Consider the following 23,057-nt stretch of genomic DNA (forward strand, 5'->3'; position numbering starts at 1 on the left):
CACTAATTATCTGTTTCAACGAACCGTCCCAAAATATGAACATTCTCCGAGACAGAGACAAAGGCGCTTGGATCCACCTGTTTCATAATCTGTTTAAATTCATTAAACTCTGCACGTGTAATGACAGTGATTAAAACTGCCTTTCTTTCGTGATTATAGGTTCCTTCTGCATCGTGGATCATGGTTGCACCGCGGTGCAATTTTTTATGGATTTTTTCAATTACCTTCTCTGGATGATTGGTCACAATCATGGCCTGCATCCGTTTTTGCTTGGTAAAGACAGCGTCTGTGACACGGCTAGAGACAAAGATGGTAATCATAGAGTAGAGAGCGTATTCCCAACCAAAGGTCAAGCCTGCTATCAGCATGATGGTCCCATTTACCAAGAAAGAAATACTACCAACATTCTTACCCGTTTTCTTGCGAATAGTCAGGCTGACGATATCCGTCCCACCACTGGAGATATTGTTTCGAAGAGCAAAACCAATCCCCAAGCCCATGACAACACCCCCAAAAAGGGCATTGATAATGGGATCCTCCGTCAAGGTCGCCACAGGGACAAACTGGATAAAGAAGGAACTCATGGATACCGTTATAAAGGTAAAGACGGTGAACTTATGCCCAATTTGATACCAAGCCAAGACCATCAAAGGGAAATTAATGGCATAGAAGGTCAACGAAATCGGGATATGAAAACCAAACCAGTGATTACTCAAGGCAGAGATAATCTGTGCCAGACCTGTCGCACCACTCGAATACACATGACCTGGTTGGAAAAAGAAATTGACCGCTACTGCTGATAAAAATCCATAGACCAGAGAGGCCGAAATCTTCTCATCATATTTTTCGCGAGAGATGCTTTGTAAGACACGTAAAATTTTTATCTGATGAGCAAAGCGGCGCAGATAATAGCGCCACCGCTTAATTCGTTTTGCTTGTTTCATCTTCTTCTACTTGTAAGCTGAGTTCCTCTAATTGTTTGAGAGCTACTGTTGAAGGAGCTTGTGTCATTGGGTCACTTGCCTTATTGTTCTTAGGGAAGGCAATAACTTCACGAATATTTTCTTCTCCTGCTAAGAGCATGACAAATCGGTCAAGCCCGATAGCCAAGCCACCGTGTGGTGGGAAACCATAGTCCATGGCTTCAAGAAGGAAACCAAACTGGTCATTTGCTTCTTCGGCTGAGAAACCAAGAGCCTTGAACATACGTTCTTGAAGGTCTTTTTGGTTGATACGAAGGCTACCACCACCAAGTTCATAACCGTTCAAGACAATATCGTAAGCAATGGCACGAACCTTCGCCAAATCACCTTCTAATTCGTGAGCAGTCTCTTCCTGTGGTAGAGTAAATGGATGGTGGGCGCTCATGTAACGACCTTCTTCTTCAGACCATTCAAACATTGGCCAGTCAACAACCCAAAGGAAGTTGAATTTATCATTATCAATCAAACCAAGCTCTTTGGCAATACGTCCACGAAGGGCACCAAGCGTTGCATTAGCCACTTCAAGCGTATCCGCCACAAAGAGAACCAAGTCCTTATCTTCCAGAGCAAGCGCTCTTGTCAATTCTGCTTGGATGCCAGTCAAGAACTTAGCAACTGGTCCGTTTAATTCTCCATCAACAACCTTAACCCAAGCAAGACCTTTGGCACCATACTGTTTGGCTACTTCTGTCATCTTGTCGATGTCTTTACGTGAATAGTTGTCCGCAGCTCCTTTGACCACAATTGCTTTTACAGCAGGTGCTTCTGAAAAGACTTTAAAGTCTACACCTTTGACCACTTCTGTCAAGTCCTGAAGCAACATGTCAAAACGGGTATCTGGCTTGTCAGAACCGTAAAGAGACATAGCATCATCGTATTTCATACGAGGGAATGGCAGCGTCACTTCGATACCTTTTGTTTCCTTCATCACGCGCGCAATCAAACCTTCTGTGATATCTTGGATTTCTTGCTCAGTAAGGAAAGAAGTTTCCAAGTCGACCTGGGTAAACTCAGGCTGGCGGTCACCACGCAAGTCCTCATCACGGAAACATTTGACGATTTGGTAGTAACGGTCAAAACCAGCATTCATCAACAACTGCTTAGTAATCTGTGGACTTTGAGGAAGCGCGTAAAAATGCCCTTTATTAACACGAGATGGCACCAAGTAGTCACGCGCCCCTTCAGGAGTTGACTTAGAAAGGAATGGTGTCTCCACGTCGATAAATTCCAACTCATCCAAGTAGTTGCGGATAGAGTGGGTTACCTTGGCACGAAGTTTAAGATTTTCCAGCATTTCTGGACGGCGAAGGTCAAGGTAACGGTAACGCAAACGCGTATCGTCATTGGCCTCAATGCCATCCTTAATCTCAAATGGTGTTGTCTTAGCTGTATTGAGCACTGTCAGAGCTGTCACGTTTAACTCAACTGCACCAGTTGGCAACTTATCATTGGCTTGCTCACGCGCAGCAACCTGACCTGTCACCTCGATAACAAATTCGCTACGAAGGCTTTCAGCTGTTGCCATGACCTCTGCAGAGACTTTTTCAGGGTTGATAACCAACTGCATGATTCCTTCACGGTCACGAAGGTCGATAAAGATCAAACCACCAAGGTCACGACGACGGCCAACCCATCCTTTCAAGGTTATTTCTTGTCCGATGTGTTCCTCACGAACACGACCAGCATACATACTACGTTTCATTGTTTCTCTCCTCTTTTATTCTGTTACTATTTTACCATAAAAGCGCAGGCTCTTCATGAAAATCATCAGAAAAGTTTGCCAGTCTTTAAAAATCAAGTGAATACTCTAAAAATTAGCACCCATACAAAAATCCGATGAACTTCACCGGACTCTTTTATTTTGAATTTTTGCCTGCTTTACGCTTTTCAGCAATTTCAGCTGCCTTTCGAGGCAAGACAATTTCCGTTGTGTAAGCTGTCCCAAAGCGCAAGACACCTGCAATAGGGGCAAAGACAACTGCTAGATAGTTGTAGAAGAAATCGCCCTTAAAGGCATAAGCTAACGCTCCAATGATGAAAAATAGAACAACTGCTTGAATCACTGCTAATAAAATTACTCGTTTCATGTGACCTCCTGACTCTATTATAGCATGAGAATCATCAAAAAGCTGACTAAATTATTCAAAGCGTGGAGAGAAATACTGTAGACCAGACCTTTTCTGCTTACATAAGCCAAGCCCAAGCTAAACCCAAGACTAGCATAAACTAAAAATTGTTGCACATCTCCTGGGAAATGAATCAAGGCAAACAGAACACTAGATACCAGAAGAAAAATCAGAGTTTGTTTACTATTATCCTGCTTAGGAAAGAAATAGCGTGCCAACATCCCTCTAAAGATAAGTTCTTCCGTCAAAGGAGCAAAAATAACGACCGCAAAGAATGAGAAAAGTGGTTGAGACAAGGTCAAGTCTATCGCTATTTGCTGATTTACTGAAGGATCATTTGGCAAGAAAAACTGGACAACCAGAGATAAGAACCAAACCAAGGCAGGAAGCCAAATAAATCGGTTGAAGCCATTCTTCTCAATATGGACAGGACCTTTCTGATACCATTTGTAAATGCCGTACACATAAACTCCAGCCAAGGCCACATAGAGTAGAGTAACAGCATAGGGTGAAGCGCCTAAGGCAAGCGAAGTAGTCGCGAGCCCCTGAATAAAGCCATAGCCAAAGAAAAAGGATAGAACAGCTAGAAGAAACCAGCCAAGGTTTTTAAGTAGTTTCATAAAGTTCTCCTATCTTGCTTTATAGCTATTTTTCAATACAAAGACGTTCGCTATTCCTAACACAAGTACCCAGGCAAGTAACATACCGATGTTAGAAAAAGATATTTCCCCACCCTTTTGATTTAAAAGATTTACAATAGGACCGACGAACGAATAATCCAACACTTTCTGAATCGTATCATTTTGAAGAGCAATCATGGGCAAAACAGAGACGATAAACATAGGAAAGATACTATAAACTTGCGCTTTAGACTGAGTATTTGACACCGCACCGATTAGAAGGTTGAGAAAAATAACACTAATAGTTGCTAGAATCAAATAGATAACATAGGCAACTAAATAACCCGATACATCTACTTTAAGATAGACTGGTAGTAAAATCATTCCAAGCAACATAATCAACAAAGGGAGGACGAGCATACTAATAGTATATTCTGTTGCTGTCACACCACTTAGGATGAGTGATTTAAGATTGCGCTTTTCCTTATCTTCTGCCATCATAATCGATACCATATAACCACTTCCCATGCTCAAGACCATAGTCAAACTCATAGAAAGGAGAAACGTACTCAATTCTCCATTCTTATTCATGAATGCATTATATAGAACAGCCAGTCCAAAAGGCAACAATAGAGTCGCCAACAAAGTTGAATTGCTAATAAGAACTTGCACTCTTAACCATAGTAGGGCATTTAATTTTCTAAACATCTAACTTTTCTCCTGTTAATCTGATAAAGATTTCTTCTAGTGTTGGCTCACAAGAGTGAACCACCATCAAATCTGTCGTGTCTAAATGTGGCAATTCTTCAAATGGAACGATCTGTTCTCGTCCATCGTTATAAACCACACGTACTTTCTTATCCACATGGTACTTCTGAATGATATCTTGCGGACTTCCATACTCTATTAAGTTTCCCTTATTCAAAAGAGATAAGCGATCACAAAGCAGAGTTGCTTCATTCATATCATGCGTGGTCAGAAAGATAGTTGTCCCCGCCTGCTTTAATTCTTGAAGTAGGTTATGAATCATCTTGGATGTTGTAGGGTCTAAGCCACTGGTTGGCTCATCTAGAAAGAGAATCTTAGGAGCATTCAGAAGGGCACGAGCCAAGAACATTCGTTGTTTCATTCCTGTAGATAATTTTTCTGCGATAATATCTTTAGCATCTGCCAAGCCAACCTGTTGGAGCACCTGATTTACTCTATCTGACTTGAGACCATATAACTTAGCATAGATGAGAAGATTTTTGTAAAGACCCATCTTTTCATAAAAACCACTGCCATCACTAACAATACCGATTTGTTCCAAATCATTTGAGGTTAAATCTTGAGAATTCTTGCCTAACAAAATTGTTTTACCTTGATCTGCAGCCAACTGTCCTGTTAAGACATTGATCATGGTTGTTTTACCTGATCCAGAAGGGCCAAGAAAACCAAAGATTTCACCCTCCTTAATCTCAAAAGAAATCTGGTGAAGAGCTTTTTTGCTCCCAAAACTTTTGCTTACATTTTCAACACGAATCATAGAAACTCCTTTATTTAAAATAACGTTTCACCATAGGCAACTGCATCACATTGATATAAACATGGATTGCTCCTACAAGCAATAAGGCCAGTAATTGAATCTCTCCTATCAAGAAAGAAATGATAAAAAGAAAAACATATAAGATTGGTAAGACATACTGATTTAATTGGAATAAAATTCGAAAACTCTGTTCCAAATTAGCCTGACGCTCCCCTTCATCATAAGAATTAATATAGTTCAAGACATCCTTTGGTGTAGAGAAAAGAGCCAAATCAAACTGACGAACAATTGCAATTGTTTTAGAAAGATATTTTTGACTCTGCAAGAACAGCACTAATTCCATAAAGGAAAGGGAAAATGTTATACGACTTACATCGAGTACAATTACTTCACTACCTGAGATGACAAGAGCCAATAAAATCGCTACACTTGTAATATTAGAAGTAATAGTTCCAAACTCAAGATTCCGATACATTTGCACATAATAGGTTTCATTCAGATCATCATCCATTTCCTCTTGATACAAGGAGTGAAATTTTCTGCTTTTCTTTAAGAAATTGAACGTCAAAAGAATACCAACAAAACCTAATAGTAAACCAATAGCTGATAGCCATGGTATCAAGACTTTTACATCTAACATAATTCCATGGGATTCGGCACCAGCCTTCAACATATCTACAAATATGTACAAGAAAACTCCCACGACAAAAGGAATTAAAAATAACAAGCCACGTTTCTTTTTCTTTTTCATATTCATTCTCCTTTTTCACTTGCTAGATTTTTGGATTTCTTTTCAATCCAGTCAACGACTGGGATAAGAGCAAAGTAGGCCCAAATAAATTGGTCACTTTGATAGGGATTAAACCAGCCTAAGTCCATCCCAATCAATAGAAATACGCTGACTAATAAAGCTATGGCAACTACATAATAGATTACTTTATACTTGTTCATCACTCGTCCTCCTCCAAGCGAAATACCGATTCGACTGTTTCGTTGAAAATTTGAGATATTTTCAGGGCAATGATAATGGACGGGGTGTACTCATCCCGTTCTAGTAGACTAATGGTCTGCCTGGAAACCCCTGCTAGCTTGGCTAGGTCGGTTTGGTTGAGACCATCGCGAGCCCGAAGCTCTTTTAAACGATTTTTAAGCATTCCTTTCTCCTTTTCTCTTAACTTGCTTACATTGTAACATATCTTTTTCTTTTTGACAACAATATTTGTCAAAAAGTTTATGATTTTTGTCATTTTGCAAAAGAAAAAGGTCAGGAGTAGGTTCCTGACCAGTTTTTCTACTATTAAAAGCCTAGTTTTTCAAAGATTTCTGAGAAGTTTTGGCTGATTGCCTCAAGTGACACTTGCACTTCTTCTCGGGTTTGGTTGTTCTTAACCGTTACTTGTCCGCTTTCGACTTCGCTCTCTCCTAGGGTGATGAGGGTCTTAGCCGCAAAGACATCGGCTGACTTGAACTGAGCTTTGAGTTTACGGTTGAGGTAATCGCGCTCTGCTTTGAATCCTTGTTGGCGAAGGGCTTGCACCATTTCCAAAGCCTTGGCATTTGCTCCTTCTCCCAAGACTGCGATATAAACATCTAGGGCGTTTTCGATAGGGAGAGCCACACCTTGCTTTTCAAGAATGAGAAGCAGGCGCTCTACACCAAGCCCAAAACCAAATCCAGCAGTTTCAGGGCCTCCAAAATAAGAAACCAAACCATCGTAGCGACCACCCGCACAGACTGTCAAGTCATTGCCCTCAATCTCAGTGATAAACTCGAAAATGGTGTGATTGTAGTAGTCCAGACCACGCACCATATTGGTATCGATGATGTAGTCTACTCCAAGATTTTCCAACATCTGACGCACAGCATCAAAATGAGCTTGACTTTCTTCATCAAGGAAGTCCAAGATAGACGGCGCATTCTCTACTGCTACCTTGTCTTCTTTTTCCTTAGAGTCCAAGACACGGAGAGGATTTTCCTCCAAACGACGTTGGCTATCCTTAGACAAGGTCTCCTTGAGCGGTGTCAAATAGTCAATCAAGGCCTGACGATAAGCCGCACGGCTCTCAGGATTTCCAAGCGTGTTGAGGTGCAATTTGACACCTTGGATGCCGATTTCTTTCAAGAAATGAGCTGCCATAGCGATGGTTTCCACATCGGTAGCTGGATTACTAGAGCCAAAGCACTCAACACCAATCTGGTGGAATTGGCGCAAACGCCCTGCCTGTGGACGCTCATAGCGGAACATAGGGCCCATATAGTAGAACTTACTTGGCTTTTGCACTTCTGGTGCGAAGAGTTTATTTTCCACATAGGAACGGACAACGGGCGCAGTTCCTTCTGGACGAAGTGTGATATGACGGTCACCCTTATCATAGAAATCGTACATTTCCTTGGTTACGATATCGGTTGTATCTCCGACAGAGCGGCTGATGACCTCATAGTGCTCAAAAATAGGTGTGCGCACTTCCGCATAGTTATAGCGCTTGAAAATCTCACGGGCAAAGCCCTCAACGTACTGCCATTTGGCAGATTCAGCAGGCAAGATATCCTGCGTTCCTTTTGGTTTTTGTAATTTCATAGGGAATCCTCTTTAAACTTAATAGTCTTATTTTACCATAAATAGAGGGATTAAAACAGTATGAATAAAATTAGGATTTATACTCAATGAAAATCAAAGAGCAAACTAGGAAACTAGCCGCAGGTTGCTCAAAACAGTGTTTTGAGGTTGTAGATAGAACTGACGAAGTCAGTAACCATACCTACGGCAAGGCAACGTTGACGTGGTTTGAAGAGATTTTCGAAGGGTATTAGATATCATTTTTGAGATTAATAACTGTCAAAAGAATAGCTAGCAAGGAAAGACCAACAAATAGCATCCAAGTCAACTGTATATTCCATACAGCTATAAGTGAAAAACAAGCTGTTCCCACAGGTATGGATAAGGTAAACAAGAGACCTAAAAAATTACTGGTACGAGCTAAAACCTCTGGAGCTAGATTTTTCATGAGCATGGCACTAATCTTTGGTGAAACTTTACCGGACACATACAGAGTTAAAAAGAGAAATAGCAAACCAAGTATGACTTGATTGAATAAATTAGCCAGACCAATTAGACTGAGTCCTACAGTCGCCCACATCATCAATCTAGGCAAGGACTGCTTCCCAAAATAATCATTACCCGTAAGGCTGCTAATGATGATTGCTAACAAAGCACATAATTGACTGATAAATAACGCCTCTGTGTAAGAAAAATTCAAGAGAGAATGGCTCAAAAAGAAGATATTATAAATTCCACCCAAAGCGCCACCCAAGGCATTGATAAGCAAGACAGCACAGAGCATAAAACCAAAGTTTTTCTGTCCACCTTTAAGAAAAACAAGGCGTAAATTTCGGTAAATTGTTAGGAACTGGTCTTTGATAGAAAGCTTCTCATTTTTTAGTGATTCACCATCAGCGGATGAAATCGACAGTCTCAATTTGCTTTTTCCTAAAAAGAGGATAACGGCTGATACTAGGAAAAAACAGGCATTGATTCCCGCAACGAGAGAAAAATTATTGACCGATAGCCCTAAGAGCCAGACTCCGAAAGCTTGACCACCAATGGCTGAAATATAGGTGATGAACTGGGAAAAAGAATAAGCCTCCATCAGATCATCTTCAGCTACTTTTTCCTTAATAAGAGGCATGCGCAAACCACCAGCAAAATCACTGATGACATCGCTAATGACATTGATTAAACACAGGCTAGAAAAGGCAAAGAGACTAGCTTGCTGAACAACTAGGGCTGCTAGAAAAAATAAAACCGCCTGAAACAAACCACTATAAACCATCCATTTGACCTTGTCTCTCGTGTAATCTGCCCGAATCCCTACAAAAACTGTAAAGAGAGTCGGAAGAATCATGACAATATTCGCCATAGCAACAGCAAAAGAGGCTTGTTGCAAGGTCGATGCATAGACGATAAATACCAGATTAAAAATCGAAGCACCAAAAGCATTGAAGAAGCGTGACAAAGTCAAGAGACGATAAGCTTGATTTCTGAACAATAGTTTCATAGGTAATCTCCCTTCTTGTTCGAAGTTCTTATGTAAAGTATGACTATAGTATAGCACTTAGAAATTTTAGAGGAAGAACTTTTGAATATATGCAACAAATGAAATAATCAAAAAGAATCGAGAGAACTTCTCCAGTGGCACGAGAGAGCCCAACAGTTCTATCGCTTCAAATTTCAAATCATTTTCTTAGTTTGCAGATATTCAACAATCGGTCGTATTTCTATAGTATTCGGCAGATTTATTACAGCCAAGCATCTCAAAAATATGAACAGCATCCTCCATCTTTTTCTGACCTTCCTTGACTCTGCCTTGCTTACTATCAAGGAGACCTTCTGCCCACAAATAGACAATTCGGAAATAGGTTTCATTTTCATTGTAGAAATGCTCTTCGATAACACGTTTAAAATAAGAGGCATTGGTAAATTCTTCACACTCAATGCTGGCTAAAAAACCATTCAATAGTATAGTGTGAAAAAGGTTTCGATTGCCAGACATTTCCATTAGAAAATCAGATTTACGTACCATTTCTCGTACATATCTAGTAAAAAGAGAAACAGATAAAAAAGCAGAACTGACTGAAAATAAATTGAGTTCATAGATCCCCCAGATCTCGGTAGAAAACAGATAGTCATGAAGGACTTTCCCTTCCTCTGCCGTTAACTCTACCCTTTCATCCATACTCTTCATATAAGACTTGATAATAATGGCATTTAAAATATGTTTCTGTTTGTTTTGAGAATAGGCATGCTTTTGATACTCCCTGCGATACAAGTCCTCAAGCGGAGCTATATTCTTTGGATCCAAGACATCTATGATTTCTTTTCTCAACTCAGAATCTGTATCATACTGAAAACCTCTCGCCAGAAAGAGGATCTCCTCCACACTGGCAGATATATTTTCCAGGGCAAATAAAAACTTTTCCACCGAAAGCTCACTCTGACCAGTTTCAAAGCGAGATAACATAGACGGCGAAAATTGTCCCCCAGTTGCTTGTCTCAGCGAGATATTTCTTGACTCTCGTAATTGTCTAAAGACTTTTCCAATCTGCTCCATAGGCTTCCCCTTGATTCAGTATTTTCTTCATTTTATCATATTTTTCAGAAAATTCATCAAAAACTTGCCAAATTGTCAGAATTATGAGAAAATAGAGGATATTTATCACGTGGAGGGACTGTAATGAGAGATGATATCAAAATCAATGACCGTGCTTTGGCCTTGCAAGACCAAATTATCGAAAAACTAGAGAAGGTTTTTGATACAGATGTGGAATTGGATGTGTACAATCTAGGGCTGATTTATGAAATCAATCTGGATGAAACGGGTCTCTGCAAGATTGTCATGACCTTCACCGACACCGCCTGTGATTGCGCCGAAAGCCTACCTATCGAAATCGTGGCAGGTCTGAAACAAATCGAGGGTATCGAAGATGTCAAGGTTGAAGTTACCTGGTCGCCTGCCTGGAAGATCACACGAATCAGTCGCTACGGTCGTATTGCCCTTGGACTGCCACCTCGTTAAACAGGCAAATTACTTTTGAAGATGAAAAGAAGCAAGCCGAGATTGGCTTGCTTTTTAAGTTTATTTTTTACCTGACTTGTCCATATTCCAGAAGTCTGTCACGGCTCCGCGTGAAGCGGATGATACGATGTGGGCATATTTACCGAGGACACCACGGCTGTAAAGTGGTGGCAAGGTTGTTTCTGCCTTGCGTTTTTCAAGTTCTTCTTCGGATACGGCCATGGAAATTTCTTTGGTATCTTGGTCAACCGTAACGATATCACCTGTACGAAGGTAGGCAATTGGTCCACCATCCTGAGCTTCAGGGGCGATATGTCCAACAACCAGACCATAAGTACCACCAGAGAAACGCCCATCCGTCAAGAGGGCAACCTTGTCTCCTTGACCTTTACCAACAATCATTGATGAAAGTGAGAGCATCTCAGGCATACCAGGACCACCCTTAGGTCCAACGAAACGAACAACGACTACATCGCCATCAACGATTTCATCTGTCAGAACAGCCTGAATAGCATCTTCTTCTGAGTCAAAGACCTTAGCTGGACCAACGTGACGACGGACCTTAACACCTGATACCTTGGCAACCGCACCGTCAGGAGCAAGGTTCCCGTTCAAGATGATAAGCGGACCATCTGCACGTTTTGGATTTTCAAGTGGCATGATGACTTTTTGACCTGGTGTAAGATCTGCAAAGTCAGCTAAGTTCTCAGCAACAGTCTTACCAGTACATGTAATGCGGTCTCCATGAAGGAAACCATTTGCCAAGAGATATCTCATAACCGCAGGCACACCACCGACTTCGTAGAGGTCTTGGAAGACATACTGACCAGATGGTTTCAAGTCAGCCAAGTGAGGCACACGTTCTTGGATTGTATTAAAGTCCTCAAGTGACAAGTCAACATTGGCAGCATGGGCAATGGCAAGCAAGTGAAGAGTGGCATTTGTAGAACCACCGAGAGCCATAGTTACAGTGATAGCATCTTCAAAGGCTTCACGAGTCAAGATATCTGATGGTTTGAGACCGAGCTCCAACATCTTAACAACAGCACGTCCTGCTGCTTCGATGTCTTCTTTCTTGTCAGCTGATTCAGCTGGGTGAGATGAAGAGCCTGGCAAACTCATACCGAGAACTTCGATAGCAGTCGCCATGGTATTAGCAGTGTACATACCACCACAGCCACCAGGGCCAGGGCAAGCATTACACTCAAGACGTTTCACGTCCTCAGCTGTCATGTCACCGTGGTTCCATTTTCCGATACCCTCAAAAACAGAAACCAAGTCGATGTCTTTGCCATCAAGATTTCCCGGTGCAATGGTTCCACCATAAGCGAAAATAGCTGGAATATCCATATTTGCAATAGCAATCATAGATCCAGGCATGTTCTTGTCACAGCCACCGATAGCGACGAAGGCATCCACGTTGTGACCACCCATAGCCGCTTCGATGGAGTCCGCGATGATATCACGAGATGTCAAAGAGAAACGCATACCAGGCGTTCCCATGGCAATCCCGTCCGCTACAGTGATAGTCCCAAACTGCACAGGCCAAGCGCCTGCAGATTTGACACCCTCTTTAGCCAATTTCCCAAAATCATGCAAGTGGATGTTACATGGTGTATTTTCCGCCCAAGTCGAAATCACTCCCACAATCGGTGTTTCAAAGTCCTTATCTGTCATACCAGTCGCACGAAGCATAGCACGGTTTGGTGATTTAACCATACTATCATAAATGCTACTGCGATGACGTTTAGCTAATTCAGTCATTTGTTCCCTCCCATTTCAGTTTTTACTATTATAGCACATTTTAAAAGCAATGAACAGAAGAAAATTCTTGAATTTTCAGAAAATTTAGATTAATCCGGTTGATGACCTTTTAATTTTTTCATCTTTTTTTGTCAAGTAACTTTACTTTACAAAAAAAATGTGTTATCCTAGTATGGTTGATGAAAATCAGTAGATTGAATCGAATATAAATACCTAAAGGAGAAATCAAAATGGCAGTACCTGCACGTCGCACTTCAAAAGCGAAGAAAAACAAACGTCGTACACACTACAAAGTAACAGCTCCATCTGTAAACTTTGACGAAACTACTGGAGATTACTCACGTTCTCACCGTGTATCACTTAAAGGATACTACAAAGGACGTAAAATCGCTAAAGCTGCATCAGCTGAATAATAGAAGGGAGATACCATGCGCGTAAATATTACACTTGAACACAAAGAATCTGGTGAACGCTTGTACCTTACTTCTAAAAACAAACGTAACACTCCAGACCGTCTTCAATTGAAGAAATACTCACCAAAACTTCGCAAACACGTTGTGTTTACAGAAGTGAAGTAAGGATTCACTACACGTCAGTAGACGGTGAAAACATTAATTTTAAGCAATTCTTGAAATTTCAAATTTCAGTAGATTGCAATAAAAATCAGTCCAATCACTACCTTTTTCACTACCTTTTTTTGAAATAAGAATATTGATTCGGACAATTAAAAGTAAGAGAAACCTCGTAATGAAGTTTCTCTTTTTTTATATCTTCATTCCTAAAAATTTTTGAAATAGCGTAATCTTTTCTAAAATTTGTGGAATCCAAAACGCAAGCTTAAACAAGCCTGCGTTTTTATTTTTTGCAAAATAAAAGGGGGCCCAGCCCCCAACAAAATGTTCCAACGTTTGAGATAACCTCGAACCGAACTTAATACGGGGTCTAGCCCCTCTCTATAACTAGATTACCATTTTACTTTCTATAAGTCAAGAAAATTACTAATTTTTTTATTAATAATTTTTAAATCTTCATCTAAGAGTTTACCTATTGGATAACCATCTAATCTATTTTTAGAAATAGTTCGAAGTTGCTCCAGTTTAATTACAGAGTCATTATCTAGGAATCGATATACATTACTCTTCATCAAAAAATGGAACGGGTATTTCAGCCCTGACGTTACATCTCCGATTTTTTTATATTTAATCGTAGATGTAATTGGTGCAACAGTAACATGTGATAACCTCTTATTTCTTTTGGAAGAAGATAATACAACAACAGGTCTTTTTTTACTGGTTTCTTGACCAATATTTTCTCCTAAATCACACCAGAATATATCACCTTTCTCTTTCTCCCACCAAGACATTCCACTTCTCAGTCGAAAGAAATCTAATGCGATTCTTTCTTTTTTAGTCGCCCAAGCATTAAGTAAACGTTGTTTTTCTGTTTGTTCTGTCATATACTCCTCACCTATCGAATATTTTCAATCCATATCCTGTTATATTGGGATAATTATAAATTTTTGATTCAACTTTCCTATAAAAATCTGATTCAATCCCTTTGCAAATCTTATTATGTAATTCATAACCAGTCATATCTGCTATTTCTAGATATGGATAAGACTGTTTTTTATTTGCTGTTCTCTTGTTATTAAAGTATACCCCTCTAATCCTAGAACATATACGTTCATTGACAAATTTAGTTCCATGTTCTATCTTAGGTACAATAGTTTGTAACAAGTTTGTATCTTCTTTTTTACCTCTTGCTTCAAGTACAATTATACCCGTTTTCCCTTGTTCTTCCAAATATATAGCATAACGCTCAATAAGAAACACAAGAGAAAACCAATAAACTGGATATGGTTTACTATATCTTGTAGTCAAAAAATTTTTATCAATTCCTGATGAGAAAATCATGAAATTGGTACGCTCTATAAATTGCAACAATTCCATACTCATTTCAGGATAGTCAACTATTTTCGGATTAAAAGCACCTATTTTTTTACGATAATCTCTAGAATGAAATACTACTCTTTGCTCATTAAACATTGCATTCTTCCAATACTTATGCTTAATAGTCATCATATCCGAAATAATACTTTCACCATCTTCACCAGAAATTAAAACACCTGTCATTGAAAACCATCTATTATTGTGATTGTAATTGCTTAATGTTGGTATCCCTGTTTCATCAATAAAAAGCATGTAATCATGTTCTCCATTAAAATGTTCAAAACAAGTAGGTTTGTCTTTCCAAACATTAGACATTATTTAATTCCTTTCTGTATCACTTCTTTTGTTGCTTTGATTTGTTTATCCGCATATAAGACAACATCTTTAATAACTAATTTTTTAATAGCCTGTACTAAAGTTGCCATGTAATCAAAATGGATTTCACCTTGTTCATTGACTGGTAATTTTATCAGTTTATCTTTAACCACGTTCCAACCACCTAACTTGTTTTTATAGGAGTAAATCGGTAGGTCTGTAACCTTATTGATACTCGGAACGATAAAGAGATAGTCATTCGGTCTTAGTTGCTTATCCGAACCAATCCAATCAATGGCATAAGCGTCAGACAAGACGGTAAATTCTTGTTGAAACAAAAAATTAGAACGGTAAAAAAACCTACAATAGACCGCATTGATTATAAATTTTTTCAATAACACCTGATTTATATTCTATATATTTATCTATATTATCCGGAAATAAAACAGCAGCTTTTTCTTTAACTTTTGAATATTCATCCACTAACTCAGAATGTTGCCTTAAATAATTTCTAAAAGTAATATGTCTAAATAATTCTTCAGAGTCTTTAGGACATACATATAAATGATGTGTCATTAAATCATTTTTATTAATATATGAAAAAGCCTCCCTATCTCTAATACCTAAATCGCCTTCATGTACATACCCTTTATCTTCAAGCAATTTTTTTAAAATTAGAAACTTATCATTTTCAATAACAATATCCAAATCAATTATTGGCTTTGCTGACATCCCTTTAACCGATGTACTACCTACGTGTTCAATCTTAATTACATTCTGAATGATTTCTTTTCCAAGTGATTCTACTATTTTTTCAAATTCTTCTTTCCATTTTGGATTCCATTTTTCAACTACAACATTTTGTGTCCTCATAATCTATTTACCTATATAACTCCTTTTCCTCTATTCAATCCTTTATAATAATGTAATTATTTTCTACACCACATAATTATATCATATTTCTCCCTCTTCCCTTAGTTTATTCCAAATTTCATTTCTACTTTTATGTGTGTCATATAAAGATTTTATATAATCCTGTCCAGCTTTAATGATACCATGCTGAAAATTTAACTCTGTTTCAAGAATTTTGTCTTCTCTATAAGGGGCATAGACCGTATCATACAATAGTTCTTCCTCTATTAAGGAATCCAATTTAGAAACATCTTTTCTTACAATAGAATATACTCTATGTCCAATTGATTCTTCAATAGGTAATTTATGTTCTTTTACAACTTTTAAAAATAGATTAACAATATCATCGCACCCGAATTGATTTTTAAATGTAATCCCCTTATCTACATAATCATCTACACCATTTACTTTTGTACGGACATATTTTGACGAATCAAGAAATTCTATAAATGCTTTTTTAAAATCTTCTTCAATTGCTCCTAGTAATTCCGACTCAGCTAAAATCCGAGAAATTGGGATATCTTCCGTATGTAGTTGCTCTATATCTATATTTAAGAAGTGAGCATTATGTTCATTTAGTATCTCTTTATAAGCTATCGTTTCAGCAAAATAAATATCATCCATTAGGGTTTCATCAAAAATTAATTGCTGTTGTTCTGTCAGACTTTTAACAATCAATCCCATCATTTCAGGAATGTAATTTTCAATCTCATCGTTGTCTCCCCAATATATCACTCTACAATGGTATCTATTCTCCTTATTTGGTAGTTCTTGACCATTTAGTGTCTCATTAATTCTTTGGACTGCTGTATCAGTAAGTAAATATGGATTTCTTTTGGTTCTTCTACCTGCTACAATCCATGAAATGAGATTTGAGTTTTCAGGATAAATTTCAAAAAAACTCAACTTCCTACTTGAAATCATTTTCTCTATTCTTTCTGAGGCCTTCACACAGAAAAAACTCTGTAAATCTTCATTCATCTTTTAATACCTCTATTTATGTATTTGCGTAATTATATTATATCAAAATACACTATTTTTACATAATAAAATGAATTATACTTTAAACATACAAGTAAACTTGTAAATAAATTTAAAGTCCTTATTGATGCGCATCAAACGGACGGATTGAAACGAATATGAAAACTCAGACGATAACGGTCGAGTTCTACATATATCTGTTTATCCGTTTATTTGGTGTGCCTTTTTCACATCTATCGGTATTCAGTATGGCTCATTAAAGTTTCTTTCCGTCCTAAAAATGGACTTAGAAAGAGGCTATTATGCCAATAAGAAGATTTGAAGACCGTCTCACTCTACAGGATTATATAGATATCCAAAAGTGGGACAAGATACTGAAAAATGACGATAAGTCATATGAGAACGCTAGACGTAGAGATAGATACCATAATCTTGGAAGTTTAGACGAGAACATTGCAAGTGAAGGGCGTCAAACAGATAGATATGAGTTAATCGCTAGTGATTCGTTGGATGGTGAACAAGTTTATATCTACAGCGAACTATTAGAAACATTGCACAATTACATATCTACCCTTCCTAAAAATGACCAAATTATTATGTTTGGAAAATTAGGAGATAAGCCAATCTCATCGTCTGCATTGTCTAAAATTGTAGAATGTAGTGACAAAACCGTGACAAATCACTTCAAAAAACACCAAGAAGTGTTACAAGACATTTTAAAAGACTACAGATAGTCTCTAGAACTGGTAATCATATGATTACCAGTTTTTTTGTAAAAAACTCCCTAAATTATTCGTTCAAAATTCCATTAGATATTGCTAAGAAAACAAAATAATAAAAAGTTCAAATTTTTTTTAAAAATATCTCCGAAATTTAGCTCCTGAATCTCCTATAAGAAAAGGAGGAAAAATTCAAAGTCTAGCTCAAGACCTCAAATCGAGCGCAGAACTACGAGTCAAACAAAGGAGAATTGATATGAACAAATTTGAAGACAGATTATCTGAAGAAGATAAGAATGAAATTAAAAAATGGGATAAACTTCTAAAAAAAGATGATAAATCTTATGCTAATGCCACACGTAGAGACCGTTATCACAATCTTGGAAGTTTAGATGAAAATATATCAAACGAAGGACGTCAAACAGATAGATACGATTTAATCGCTAGTAATTCGTTAGATGGCGAACAAACTTATATCTATAACGAACTATTAGAAACTGTGCATAATTACATATCTACCCTTTCTAAAAACGACCAAATTATTATGGTTGGAAAATTAAGAGATAAGCCGATTTCATCGTCTGCATTATCTAAAATTGTAGAATGTAGTGATAAAACTGTAACAAACCACTTCAAAAAACATCAAGAAGTATTACAAGACATTTTAAAAGACTACAGGTAGACTCAACAACTGGTAATCGCTCTGATTGCCAGTTTTTTGTGAAAAAGTTTCCTAAATTATATGCCCTAAATCTCATTAAACACTGAATTGAAAACCGAATAATAAAAATTTCAATTTTTTTTAAAAAACTATCCGAAAATCATATCCTGAATCTCCTATAAGATAGAAAGGAAAAAATTAACAAGTCTAGCTCACGACCTCAAACTGAGTATGTCGACTATACTTTTAAGCACAAAATAGAATATACGAGGTATTTCAAAATGAAAATGAAACCACAATATCGCAAAGGCGGTTACTCAAACCAAACAGCAGAACAATACGTAAATCTTCAATCTCCAATTTACTTGCTAAGTGATGAGATTGAAACACAACAGAAATTTGAAGATGGCAAACCAACTGGTGAAATTATCGCCTACAAAACATGGTTTGGACAAAAAGGGTTACCTCCTTTTCAGGTGAAATTCGTTGAACAACCTGACCTTCCGGAATATCTTTCTCTTATCACCTTTGACAACTTACAGGCGTGTGAGGTCAACTATAATGTCTACTTTAGAGCTGACGCATTGAAAGAGGTGAAATAATGGTTCATTCTCTCGCAAAAAGAGAGTTGGAACAATACCTCTTACAGAGTCTGAACATGGGTTTAGGCTCTGTATTACAGGGTGAAACATCCTACACCAACTCTTTTAATATACTTGTCAAAGAAGACGGCTTTATCTTTGTCCCTCGCCTCCCTTGTGGCTTTATCATCGATGATGACTTGTATCAAAAGATTTTCTTAATTGCTAATGCGTCATTATATCCACAGTATACATTACTAAAGCAAAATTCGGCTTACTTTGTCGCATTAAAGTCAGAGGATATTCATGTTCAGCGAGGCTTATTCTTTCCATGGAAAAAAGGAATTTCGGAGCGCTTGGTCATTTCAAACCTTGAGACATTTACCTCATCTCTAAGGAGTAATAATATTCCTATCATGAAAAATCTAACCATTAACTATGATAAGGTAACTTCTTTGGCTATTGCTGGTAACTCAGGAAGTGGGAAAAGCTATGCGCTTACATACCTTTTAAGTGTCCTCAGAAACTTCTCAGACTTGATTATCATTGACCCTAAATTTGATACGCCATCACGTTGGTCAAGAGAACACCAAATCCCTGTCATTCATCCCCATGAAAACCGTTCTAAGTCTGATTTTGTGTCAGAAATTAATGAAAGTTTGAGCCAGTGTTTGACCATCATTCATAAAAGACAAGCCATCCTATTTGAAAACCCTAGGCATGACTTTAAACATTTAACTATTGTTATTGATGAAGTCCTTGCCTTGTCAGAAGGGGTAAATAAAACCATCAAAGATTCCTTCTTCTCTTTATTGTCTCAAATCGCATTACTTGGACGAGCCACACGAGTTCATTTACTTTTAGTCAGTCAACGTTTTGACCATACGACTATCCCAGTATCCGTACGGGAACAATTGAATGTTCTGATACAGATTGGAAACATTAATAAAAAGACCACACAGTTTTTGTTTCCCGACCTTGACCCAGAAGGCATTGTTATTCCAATCGGAAAAGGAACTGGCTTAATTCAAATCATTGATAACGAACATCCTTACCAAGTTCTCCCCCTCCTCTGCCCCACCTATTACACTAAGAAAGGAATTTTATAGACCATGAGAAAAACAAACTTTCAAAACACCATTCATCAAGCAACTACCCTCTTTACAGTAGGAAGCTTATCTATGCTTATTTCAATCCTATTGAGGCTGGGAATGAATCCTCTAGAAAACAGTACTTATTTCACATCTCTGTTTGACTTCCTGAGTTTACTTCACTTTATCAGCTCATCTATCTCTTTCTTGTCCCTTCTCCTATTCTTTGGATTGCTTGGCTATGAAATCAAGATACGCCAGAATGAAGATAGAATAATTAACCTCTTTAAATCCATCATACAGACCTTTTCTCTTCGTCTTTTTATGATTCAAAGAGAACATTCGGAATCTGTAGGCACAGGAGAGCAAGGAAATGTAAAGAGATATAACCCTATCAACAAGCAGTTCAATAAAGCTATTCAGAAAGTGGTGGTAGATATTAGAGAGGAAAGCGCAAGCTTAATTATTCCTGTTCCCAAGTCTCAACAAGCCATTAGAATTCTAAAAGATTTAGAAACAATCATCAGTGAAGAAATTTCCAGTCGCAATCCCGACTATTATTTTTCACGACCTGAAAGAATGGGCATGTACTTCTACTTTATCGGAACAAGACGTAAATGATAGGACGGGCGCCATGGCGCACGAAGTGAGCGCCACCTAGCGCCCGTCTGTTTGGTATATGGACTAACGGGTTACTACGACCCCGTTAGTCCAATAATCAATAATCACAAAAATATCAAAAAACGTCTTCCACCTTCCGAAAGAACCCTTCTAAATCTCCTTATAGATAGTAATACAATTTGAAAGCGAGGTATGTTGCATATGTCAAAAGAACAACGTTCCAATAAATGGGCTTTTCTTTTCTACAGAGAAAGCGCCCCTGAAGACTATTTAGAAATCCTTGAAGGTCTTCATATTCCCTTTATCTTATCCCCTTGGCACGATAAAGATGTTAATAGAAAAACAGGGGAGCTTAAAAAAGCTCATAAACATGGTGCCTTTTTCTTTGATTCACTCAAAAGTTATTCTCAAGTATCTGAACTCATCAAGGATAAATTAAAGGGGCCTGCCCATGTAGAGCCTATTATGTCTCCCAAGGGGATGTATGACTACTTTGTCCACGCAGAAAATCCTGAGAAAAGTCAGTACGATATTAAAAACATAGAGACCGGATGCGGATTTGAATTAGACAAATTCCTCATAAACAATAACAACGATGATTTTCTATCAACCATCATAGATGTGATAGACAAGAAGAATTTCACAGAGTTTAATCATTTGGTTAGATATGCGAGAGAAGAAAATCCGACCTTATTAAGGCTTATCGTAGATAAAACTTACTTTTTTGCCAAATATTTGGATTCACGAAGGTATAGCAAACAAAGCACCTGTCAGTCAAAATTAGAAAAGAAAGGATAAAACTGATGAACATGACGAAATTAGACCAAATTGAAAACCTACTACATACACTCATTACTATTCTTCAACAAAAATTACAAAGCAATGATTCTTATGGGATAGTCACACAGAAAGAACTATTGAAAATCTTACAGATTTCTCCTAATACGTTGAAATCATGGGAAAGCAAAGGGTTAAAGCGTCTTGAGCCACCAATTGAAGGAACACGTACTGTTTTTTACAAGATGAAAGACGTCATTGACTTTTTGACTATTTAACTTTAAGTATGCTAGAATAGAACTATCAAATAAAGAATGTGAGGGTTCTATTCTAGCCTTTTAATTGTCCGAAGAAAGAGGCTAATATGAGTAAAGAAATCATTCAACACAACAACAAAAAAATAACTAAAATTACCAAGCAAAATGGCGATGTTAGTTACTCCGTAAAGGGTGTTTATATTGGAACTGATACAAAGACTGGAAAACGCATAACAAAAACTATCACCGCTAAAACATTAAAAGCCTTAGATAGAAAAATTATTGAAGCAAGAATTCAGTTTGAAAGTGCTGGTTTTACTATAAAACAAAGTATCCAAATAGATAATTTTGAAAATTTGGCTGAGGTTTGGTTCGATAATTTCAAAGTATGGGTTTCCTCTCAAAATACTATAAATCGAGTTAGAGGCTATCTTGATACATACATTATTCCTCAATTTGGGGATTATAAACCTGTTCAAATCAAACCTGCTGATATTCAACTTTGGATAAATAAGCTATCTAGAAAAGCAAAGAAAGCTGTTGATTCCGGTGTAAAACGTGCCCCAAAAGGCAGTGCAAGAGATTTTGGTGCAATGGCTCACAAAGTTCGTGATATTTTTGATTTTGGCATTACAAATTGTGGATTGAATACTAACCCAGCCAAATCAATTAAAATTCCTCCAAAACCCAAAGCGAGCAAAGAACGTATTATGGTTCTTCATGATGACGATTTGAAACACTGGTTGTCCTATCTTGAAACCTTACCAAATACAAGAGCAAATAGACGCTTTAAAGTTATTTGTAACACGCTATTAGCATCTGCATTGCGAATAAATGAGTTATTGGCATTGGAAATAACAGACCTAGATTTTGAAACAAATGAAATTCTTGTCAGCAAAACCTTAATGTGGAAAAGTGCAGATAAGAAACTAGATATCAAAGGTGAGATGATTTGTAAACCAACCGCAAAAACCGATTCTGGAAACCGTAGGGTTCCCGTTCCACTTTCAGTTATGGAAAAACTCAAGGAATTTTATGAGGAGATGGGTACTTATTTTGAAAAGCATGAGTTGCCAAAATCCTCACTTATTTTTCCAACTATCTATGGCAACTACATGTGTGACAGAAATGAACGTGCAACGCTTAAAAAGCGGTTAACTGAGTTGGGACTACCAAACTATGGCTTTCATCTGTTTCGCCATACACACGCATCTATGATGTTAAATGCTGGTATGAACTGGAAAGAACTGCAACACAGAATGGGGCATAAGTCTATCACAACAACTATGGATACTTACGCTGAGTTAGCACCAAAAAAGAAGTTTGAAGCAGTAGATATTTTCTTAAACAAGATAGAAGAACTAGCAAGCTGATTTTATCACTACCTTCATCACTACCTTTAAACTTTAAAGCTCTACAATCCTTGATAATATAGGGGATATAGGTCAATTATTTAACTCTTACAGAGGTTAAGTAAGCATTCAATACGAATCAATCATGACCACCCGTCAAACGGGTGGTTTGTCCCAGGGCTATAAGCCCAAATTACCAGCCAGCGCCTAAAGACGCTGGCTTTCACTTTGTTCAAGCCTTATTGCTCTT

The 23,057-nt window shown here is 37.8% G+C and carries 29 protein-coding genes; 11 read left to right on the forward strand and 18 right to left on the reverse strand.

Annotated elements, in window-relative coordinates:
* Window positions 1-2 precede the first annotated feature (2 nt).
* The 12 genes from ACERDH_RS08960 to rgg all read right to left on the reverse strand — a co-directional run bounded on the left by ACERDH_RS08960 (window position 3) and on the right by rgg (window position 10,362).
* The gene (locus ACERDH_RS08960; protein ID WP_024057518.1) at window positions 3-944 is read right to left on the reverse strand and encodes a YitT family protein; all 942 of its coding nucleotides are present in this window, start codon (window positions 942-944) and stop codon (window positions 3-5) included.
* Entirely contained in the window at window positions 922-2,685 is a 1,764-nt protein-coding gene (aspS, locus tag ACERDH_RS08965) for an aspartate--tRNA ligase (protein WP_386686496.1), read from the reverse strand. The genes ACERDH_RS08960 and aspS overlap by 23 nt, the downstream gene beginning before the upstream one ends.
* 154 nt (window positions 2,686-2,839) lie before the next feature.
* Window positions 2,840-3,070 carry a hypothetical protein gene (locus ACERDH_RS08970; protein ID WP_000832184.1) on the reverse strand — a complete coding sequence of 77 codons (231 nt, stop codon included), beginning with the start codon at window positions 3,068-3,070 and terminating at the stop codon, window positions 2,840-2,842.
* 17 nt (window positions 3,071-3,087) lie between these two features.
* Window positions 3,088-3,729 (reverse strand): CPBP family intramembrane glutamic endopeptidase, encoded by a 642-nt coding sequence (locus tag ACERDH_RS08975; protein ID WP_386686493.1) that lies wholly within the window; start codon window positions 3,727-3,729, stop codon window positions 3,088-3,090.
* Between the two features lie 9 nt (window positions 3,730-3,738).
* Complete coding sequence (locus ACERDH_RS08980; protein WP_386686490.1) at window positions 3,739-4,437, reverse strand: ABC transporter permease; 699 nt, start codon at window positions 4,435-4,437, stop codon at window positions 3,739-3,741.
* A complete protein-coding gene (locus ACERDH_RS08985; RefSeq protein WP_386686487.1) occupies window positions 4,430-5,254 on the reverse strand; it encodes an ABC transporter ATP-binding protein in 825 nt (274 codons plus the stop codon). Before ACERDH_RS08985 ends, ACERDH_RS08980 begins: the two co-directional genes overlap by 8 nt.
* Window positions 5,255-5,264: 10 nt before the next feature.
* On the reverse strand, window positions 5,265-6,005 hold the full coding sequence (locus tag ACERDH_RS08990; protein WP_261012031.1) for a DUF3169 family protein: 741 nt from the start codon (window positions 6,003-6,005) through the stop codon (window positions 5,265-5,267).
* Window positions 6,006-6,007: 2 nt separating this feature from the next.
* Window positions 6,008-6,205 (reverse strand): hypothetical protein, encoded by a 198-nt coding sequence (locus ACERDH_RS08995; protein ID WP_023947595.1) that lies wholly within the window; start codon window positions 6,203-6,205, stop codon window positions 6,008-6,010.
* Window positions 6,205-6,408, reverse strand: coding sequence for a helix-turn-helix transcriptional regulator (locus ACERDH_RS09000; protein ID WP_031237122.1), 204 nt, complete (start codon window positions 6,406-6,408; stop codon window positions 6,205-6,207). Before ACERDH_RS09000 ends, ACERDH_RS08995 begins: the two co-directional genes overlap by 1 nt.
* A 143-nt stretch (window positions 6,409-6,551) precedes the next feature.
* Window positions 6,552-7,832, reverse strand: coding sequence for a histidine--tRNA ligase (hisS, locus tag ACERDH_RS09005; RefSeq protein ID WP_386686483.1), 1,281 nt, complete (start codon window positions 7,830-7,832; stop codon window positions 6,552-6,554).
* Between the two features lie 229 nt (window positions 7,833-8,061).
* On the reverse strand, window positions 8,062-9,309 hold the full coding sequence (locus ACERDH_RS09010) for an MFS transporter (protein ID WP_386686480.1): 1,248 nt from the start codon (window positions 9,307-9,309) through the stop codon (window positions 8,062-8,064).
* Window positions 9,310-9,510: 201 nt separating this feature from the next.
* Window positions 9,511-10,362 (reverse strand): quorum-sensing system transcriptional regulator Rgg, encoded by an 852-nt coding sequence (gene rgg / locus ACERDH_RS09015; protein WP_049500502.1) that lies wholly within the window; start codon window positions 10,360-10,362, stop codon window positions 9,511-9,513.
* Window positions 10,363-10,485: 123 nt separating this feature from the next.
* Here rgg and ACERDH_RS09020 point away from each other — a divergent pair, with 123 nt between their 5' ends.
* Window positions 10,486-10,827, forward strand: a complete 342-nt coding sequence (locus tag ACERDH_RS09020) for a metal-sulfur cluster assembly factor (protein WP_001204052.1) — start codon at window positions 10,486-10,488, stop codon at window positions 10,825-10,827.
* Window positions 10,828-10,887: 60 nt separating this feature from the next.
* Here ACERDH_RS09020 and ilvD read toward each other — a convergent pair whose 3' ends face one another.
* Complete coding sequence (gene ilvD, locus ACERDH_RS09025; protein ID WP_023947583.1) at window positions 10,888-12,591, reverse strand: dihydroxy-acid dehydratase; 1,704 nt, start codon at window positions 12,589-12,591, stop codon at window positions 10,888-10,890.
* Between the two features lie 230 nt (window positions 12,592-12,821).
* Between ilvD and rpmF the strand changes: the two genes are divergently transcribed.
* Window positions 12,822-13,004, forward strand: a complete 183-nt coding sequence (gene rpmF, locus ACERDH_RS09030) for a 50S ribosomal protein L32 (protein ID WP_000290417.1) — start codon at window positions 12,822-12,824, stop codon at window positions 13,002-13,004.
* Window positions 13,005-13,019: 15 nt separating this feature from the next.
* A complete protein-coding gene (gene rpmG, locus ACERDH_RS09035; RefSeq protein WP_001265622.1) occupies window positions 13,020-13,169 on the forward strand; it encodes a 50S ribosomal protein L33 in 150 nt (49 codons plus the stop codon).
* Window positions 13,170-13,570: 401 nt separating this feature from the next.
* Here the strand turns inward: rpmG and ACERDH_RS09040 are convergent, their stop codons facing one another.
* The 5 genes from ACERDH_RS09040 to ACERDH_RS09060 all read right to left on the reverse strand — a co-directional run bounded on the left by ACERDH_RS09040 (window position 13,571) and on the right by ACERDH_RS09060 (window position 16,748).
* Window positions 13,571-14,047 carry a type II toxin-antitoxin system PemK/MazF family toxin gene (locus tag ACERDH_RS09040; RefSeq protein WP_386686400.1) on the reverse strand — a complete coding sequence of 159 codons (477 nt, stop codon included), beginning with the start codon at window positions 14,045-14,047 and terminating at the stop codon, window positions 13,571-13,573.
* A 7-nt stretch (window positions 14,048-14,054) separates the two neighbouring features.
* Window positions 14,055-14,855 (reverse strand): DUF3800 domain-containing protein, encoded by an 801-nt coding sequence (locus ACERDH_RS09045; RefSeq protein ID WP_386686398.1) that lies wholly within the window; start codon window positions 14,853-14,855, stop codon window positions 14,055-14,057.
* The gene (locus ACERDH_RS09050) at window positions 14,855-15,193 is read right to left on the reverse strand and encodes a hypothetical protein (protein WP_386686395.1); all 339 of its coding nucleotides are present in this window, start codon (window positions 15,191-15,193) and stop codon (window positions 14,855-14,857) included. Before ACERDH_RS09050 ends, ACERDH_RS09045 begins: the two co-directional genes overlap by 1 nt.
* Before the next feature lie 22 nt (window positions 15,194-15,215).
* A complete protein-coding gene (locus ACERDH_RS09055; protein WP_386686392.1) occupies window positions 15,216-15,728 on the reverse strand; it encodes a GrpB family protein in 513 nt (170 codons plus the stop codon).
* Between the two features lie 81 nt (window positions 15,729-15,809).
* Window positions 15,810-16,748 carry a hypothetical protein gene (locus tag ACERDH_RS09060; RefSeq protein ID WP_386686389.1) on the reverse strand — a complete coding sequence of 313 codons (939 nt, stop codon included), beginning with the start codon at window positions 16,746-16,748 and terminating at the stop codon, window positions 15,810-15,812.
* A gap of 302 nt (window positions 16,749-17,050) precedes the next feature.
* Here ACERDH_RS09060 and ACERDH_RS09065 point away from each other — a divergent pair, with 302 nt between their 5' ends.
* From ACERDH_RS09065 to ACERDH_RS09100, 8 genes are all read left to right on the forward strand, one after another.
* Window positions 17,051-17,482, forward strand: coding sequence for a hypothetical protein (locus ACERDH_RS09065; RefSeq protein ID WP_386686386.1), 432 nt, complete (start codon window positions 17,051-17,053; stop codon window positions 17,480-17,482).
* 241 nt (window positions 17,483-17,723) lie between these two features.
* The gene (locus ACERDH_RS09070; protein WP_386686383.1) at window positions 17,724-18,149 is read left to right on the forward strand and encodes a hypothetical protein; all 426 of its coding nucleotides are present in this window, start codon (window positions 17,724-17,726) and stop codon (window positions 18,147-18,149) included.
* A gap of 266 nt (window positions 18,150-18,415) precedes the next feature.
* Window positions 18,416-18,730 (forward strand): hypothetical protein, encoded by a 315-nt coding sequence (locus ACERDH_RS09075; protein ID WP_346743308.1) that lies wholly within the window; start codon window positions 18,416-18,418, stop codon window positions 18,728-18,730.
* On the forward strand, window positions 18,730-19,818 hold the full coding sequence (locus tag ACERDH_RS09080) for an ATP-binding protein (protein WP_386686381.1): 1,089 nt from the start codon (window positions 18,730-18,732) through the stop codon (window positions 19,816-19,818). Before ACERDH_RS09075 ends, ACERDH_RS09080 begins: the two co-directional genes overlap by 1 nt.
* A gap of 3 nt (window positions 19,819-19,821) precedes the next feature.
* On the forward strand, window positions 19,822-20,421 hold the full coding sequence (locus ACERDH_RS09085; RefSeq protein WP_386686378.1) for a hypothetical protein: 600 nt from the start codon (window positions 19,822-19,824) through the stop codon (window positions 20,419-20,421).
* Window positions 20,422-20,622: 201 nt separating this feature from the next.
* Window positions 20,623-21,219: a replication protein gene (locus tag ACERDH_RS09090; protein ID WP_386686375.1), complete on the forward strand. Its 597-nt coding sequence runs from the start codon at window positions 20,623-20,625 to the stop codon at window positions 21,217-21,219.
* Window positions 21,220-21,224: 5 nt separating this feature from the next.
* Window positions 21,225-21,476, forward strand: coding sequence for a MerR family transcriptional regulator (locus tag ACERDH_RS09095; RefSeq protein WP_075228113.1), 252 nt, complete (start codon window positions 21,225-21,227; stop codon window positions 21,474-21,476).
* 86 nt (window positions 21,477-21,562) lie between these two features.
* On the forward strand, window positions 21,563-22,828 hold the full coding sequence (locus ACERDH_RS09100) for a tyrosine-type recombinase/integrase (RefSeq protein WP_386686372.1): 1,266 nt from the start codon (window positions 21,563-21,565) through the stop codon (window positions 22,826-22,828).
* Window positions 22,829-23,057: the final 229 nt, after the last annotated feature.

Origin of the sequence: Streptococcus bovismuti, assembly GCF_042436615.2 — a bacterium.
Classification (GTDB): Bacteria; Bacillota; Bacilli; order Lactobacillales; family Streptococcaceae; genus Streptococcus.

What these genes read in the sequence shown, in the direction of transcription:
- rpmF (WP_000290417.1), top strand. Translation starts at nt 12,822, where the DNA reads ATGGCAGTACCTGCACGTCGCACTTCAAAAGCGAAGAAAAACAAACGT.
- ACERDH_RS09055 (WP_386686392.1), bottom strand. Translation starts at nt 15,728, where the DNA reads ATGAGGACACAAAATGTTGTAGTTGAAAAATGGAATCCAAAATGGAAA.
- ACERDH_RS09090 (WP_386686375.1), top strand. Translation starts at nt 20,623, where the DNA reads ATGTCAAAAGAACAACGTTCCAATAAATGGGCTTTTCTTTTCTACAGA.
- rgg (WP_049500502.1), bottom strand. Translation starts at nt 10,362, where the DNA reads ATGGAGCAGATTGGAAAAGTCTTTAGACAATTACGAGAGTCAAGAAAT.
- ACERDH_RS08985 (WP_386686487.1), bottom strand. Translation starts at nt 5,254, where the DNA reads ATGATTCGTGTTGAAAATGTAAGCAAAAGTTTTGGGAGCAAAAAAGCT.
- aspS (WP_386686496.1), bottom strand. Translation starts at nt 2,685, where the DNA reads ATGAAACGTAGTATGTATGCTGGTCGTGTTCGTGAGGAACACATCGGA.
- rpmG (WP_001265622.1), top strand. Translation starts at nt 13,020, where the DNA reads ATGCGCGTAAATATTACACTTGAACACAAAGAATCTGGTGAACGCTTG.
- ilvD (WP_023947583.1), bottom strand. Translation starts at nt 12,591, where the DNA reads ATGACTGAATTAGCTAAACGTCATCGCAGTAGCATTTATGATAGTATG.
- ACERDH_RS09100 (WP_386686372.1), top strand. Translation starts at nt 21,563, where the DNA reads ATGAGTAAAGAAATCATTCAACACAACAACAAAAAAATAACTAAAATT.
- ACERDH_RS09000 (WP_031237122.1), bottom strand. Translation starts at nt 6,408, where the DNA reads ATGCTTAAAAATCGTTTAAAAGAGCTTCGGGCTCGCGATGGTCTCAAC.
- ACERDH_RS08960 (WP_024057518.1), bottom strand. Translation starts at nt 944, where the DNA reads ATGAAACAAGCAAAACGAATTAAGCGGTGGCGCTATTATCTGCGCCGC.
- ACERDH_RS09010 (WP_386686480.1), bottom strand. Translation starts at nt 9,309, where the DNA reads ATGAAACTATTGTTCAGAAATCAAGCTTATCGTCTCTTGACTTTGTCA.
- ACERDH_RS09085 (WP_386686378.1), top strand. Translation starts at nt 19,822, where the DNA reads ATGAGAAAAACAAACTTTCAAAACACCATTCATCAAGCAACTACCCTC.
- ACERDH_RS09080 (WP_386686381.1), top strand. Translation starts at nt 18,730, where the DNA reads ATGGTTCATTCTCTCGCAAAAAGAGAGTTGGAACAATACCTCTTACAG.
- ACERDH_RS08975 (WP_386686493.1), bottom strand. Translation starts at nt 3,729, where the DNA reads ATGAAACTACTTAAAAACCTTGGCTGGTTTCTTCTAGCTGTTCTATCC.
- ACERDH_RS08995 (WP_023947595.1), bottom strand. Translation starts at nt 6,205, where the DNA reads ATGAACAAGTATAAAGTAATCTATTATGTAGTTGCCATAGCTTTATTA.
- ACERDH_RS09045 (WP_386686398.1), bottom strand. Translation starts at nt 14,855, where the DNA reads ATGTCTAATGTTTGGAAAGACAAACCTACTTGTTTTGAACATTTTAAT.
- ACERDH_RS09040 (WP_386686400.1), bottom strand. Translation starts at nt 14,047, where the DNA reads ATGACAGAACAAACAGAAAAACAACGTTTACTTAATGCTTGGGCGACT.
- hisS (WP_386686483.1), bottom strand. Translation starts at nt 7,832, where the DNA reads ATGAAATTACAAAAACCAAAAGGAACGCAGGATATCTTGCCTGCTGAA.
- ACERDH_RS08990 (WP_261012031.1), bottom strand. Translation starts at nt 6,005, where the DNA reads ATGAAAAAGAAAAAGAAACGTGGCTTGTTATTTTTAATTCCTTTTGTC.
- ACERDH_RS08980 (WP_386686490.1), bottom strand. Translation starts at nt 4,437, where the DNA reads ATGTTTAGAAAATTAAATGCCCTACTATGGTTAAGAGTGCAAGTTCTT.
- ACERDH_RS09065 (WP_386686386.1), top strand. Translation starts at nt 17,051, where the DNA reads ATGCCAATAAGAAGATTTGAAGACCGTCTCACTCTACAGGATTATATA.
- ACERDH_RS09020 (WP_001204052.1), top strand. Translation starts at nt 10,486, where the DNA reads ATGAGAGATGATATCAAAATCAATGACCGTGCTTTGGCCTTGCAAGAC.
- ACERDH_RS09070 (WP_386686383.1), top strand. Translation starts at nt 17,724, where the DNA reads ATGAACAAATTTGAAGACAGATTATCTGAAGAAGATAAGAATGAAATT.
- ACERDH_RS09095 (WP_075228113.1), top strand. Translation starts at nt 21,225, where the DNA reads ATGAACATGACGAAATTAGACCAAATTGAAAACCTACTACATACACTC.
- ACERDH_RS08970 (WP_000832184.1), bottom strand. Translation starts at nt 3,070, where the DNA reads ATGAAACGAGTAATTTTATTAGCAGTGATTCAAGCAGTTGTTCTATTT.
- ACERDH_RS09060 (WP_386686389.1), bottom strand. Translation starts at nt 16,748, where the DNA reads ATGAATGAAGATTTACAGAGTTTTTTCTGTGTGAAGGCCTCAGAAAGA.
- ACERDH_RS09075 (WP_346743308.1), top strand. Translation starts at nt 18,416, where the DNA reads ATGAAACCACAATATCGCAAAGGCGGTTACTCAAACCAAACAGCAGAA.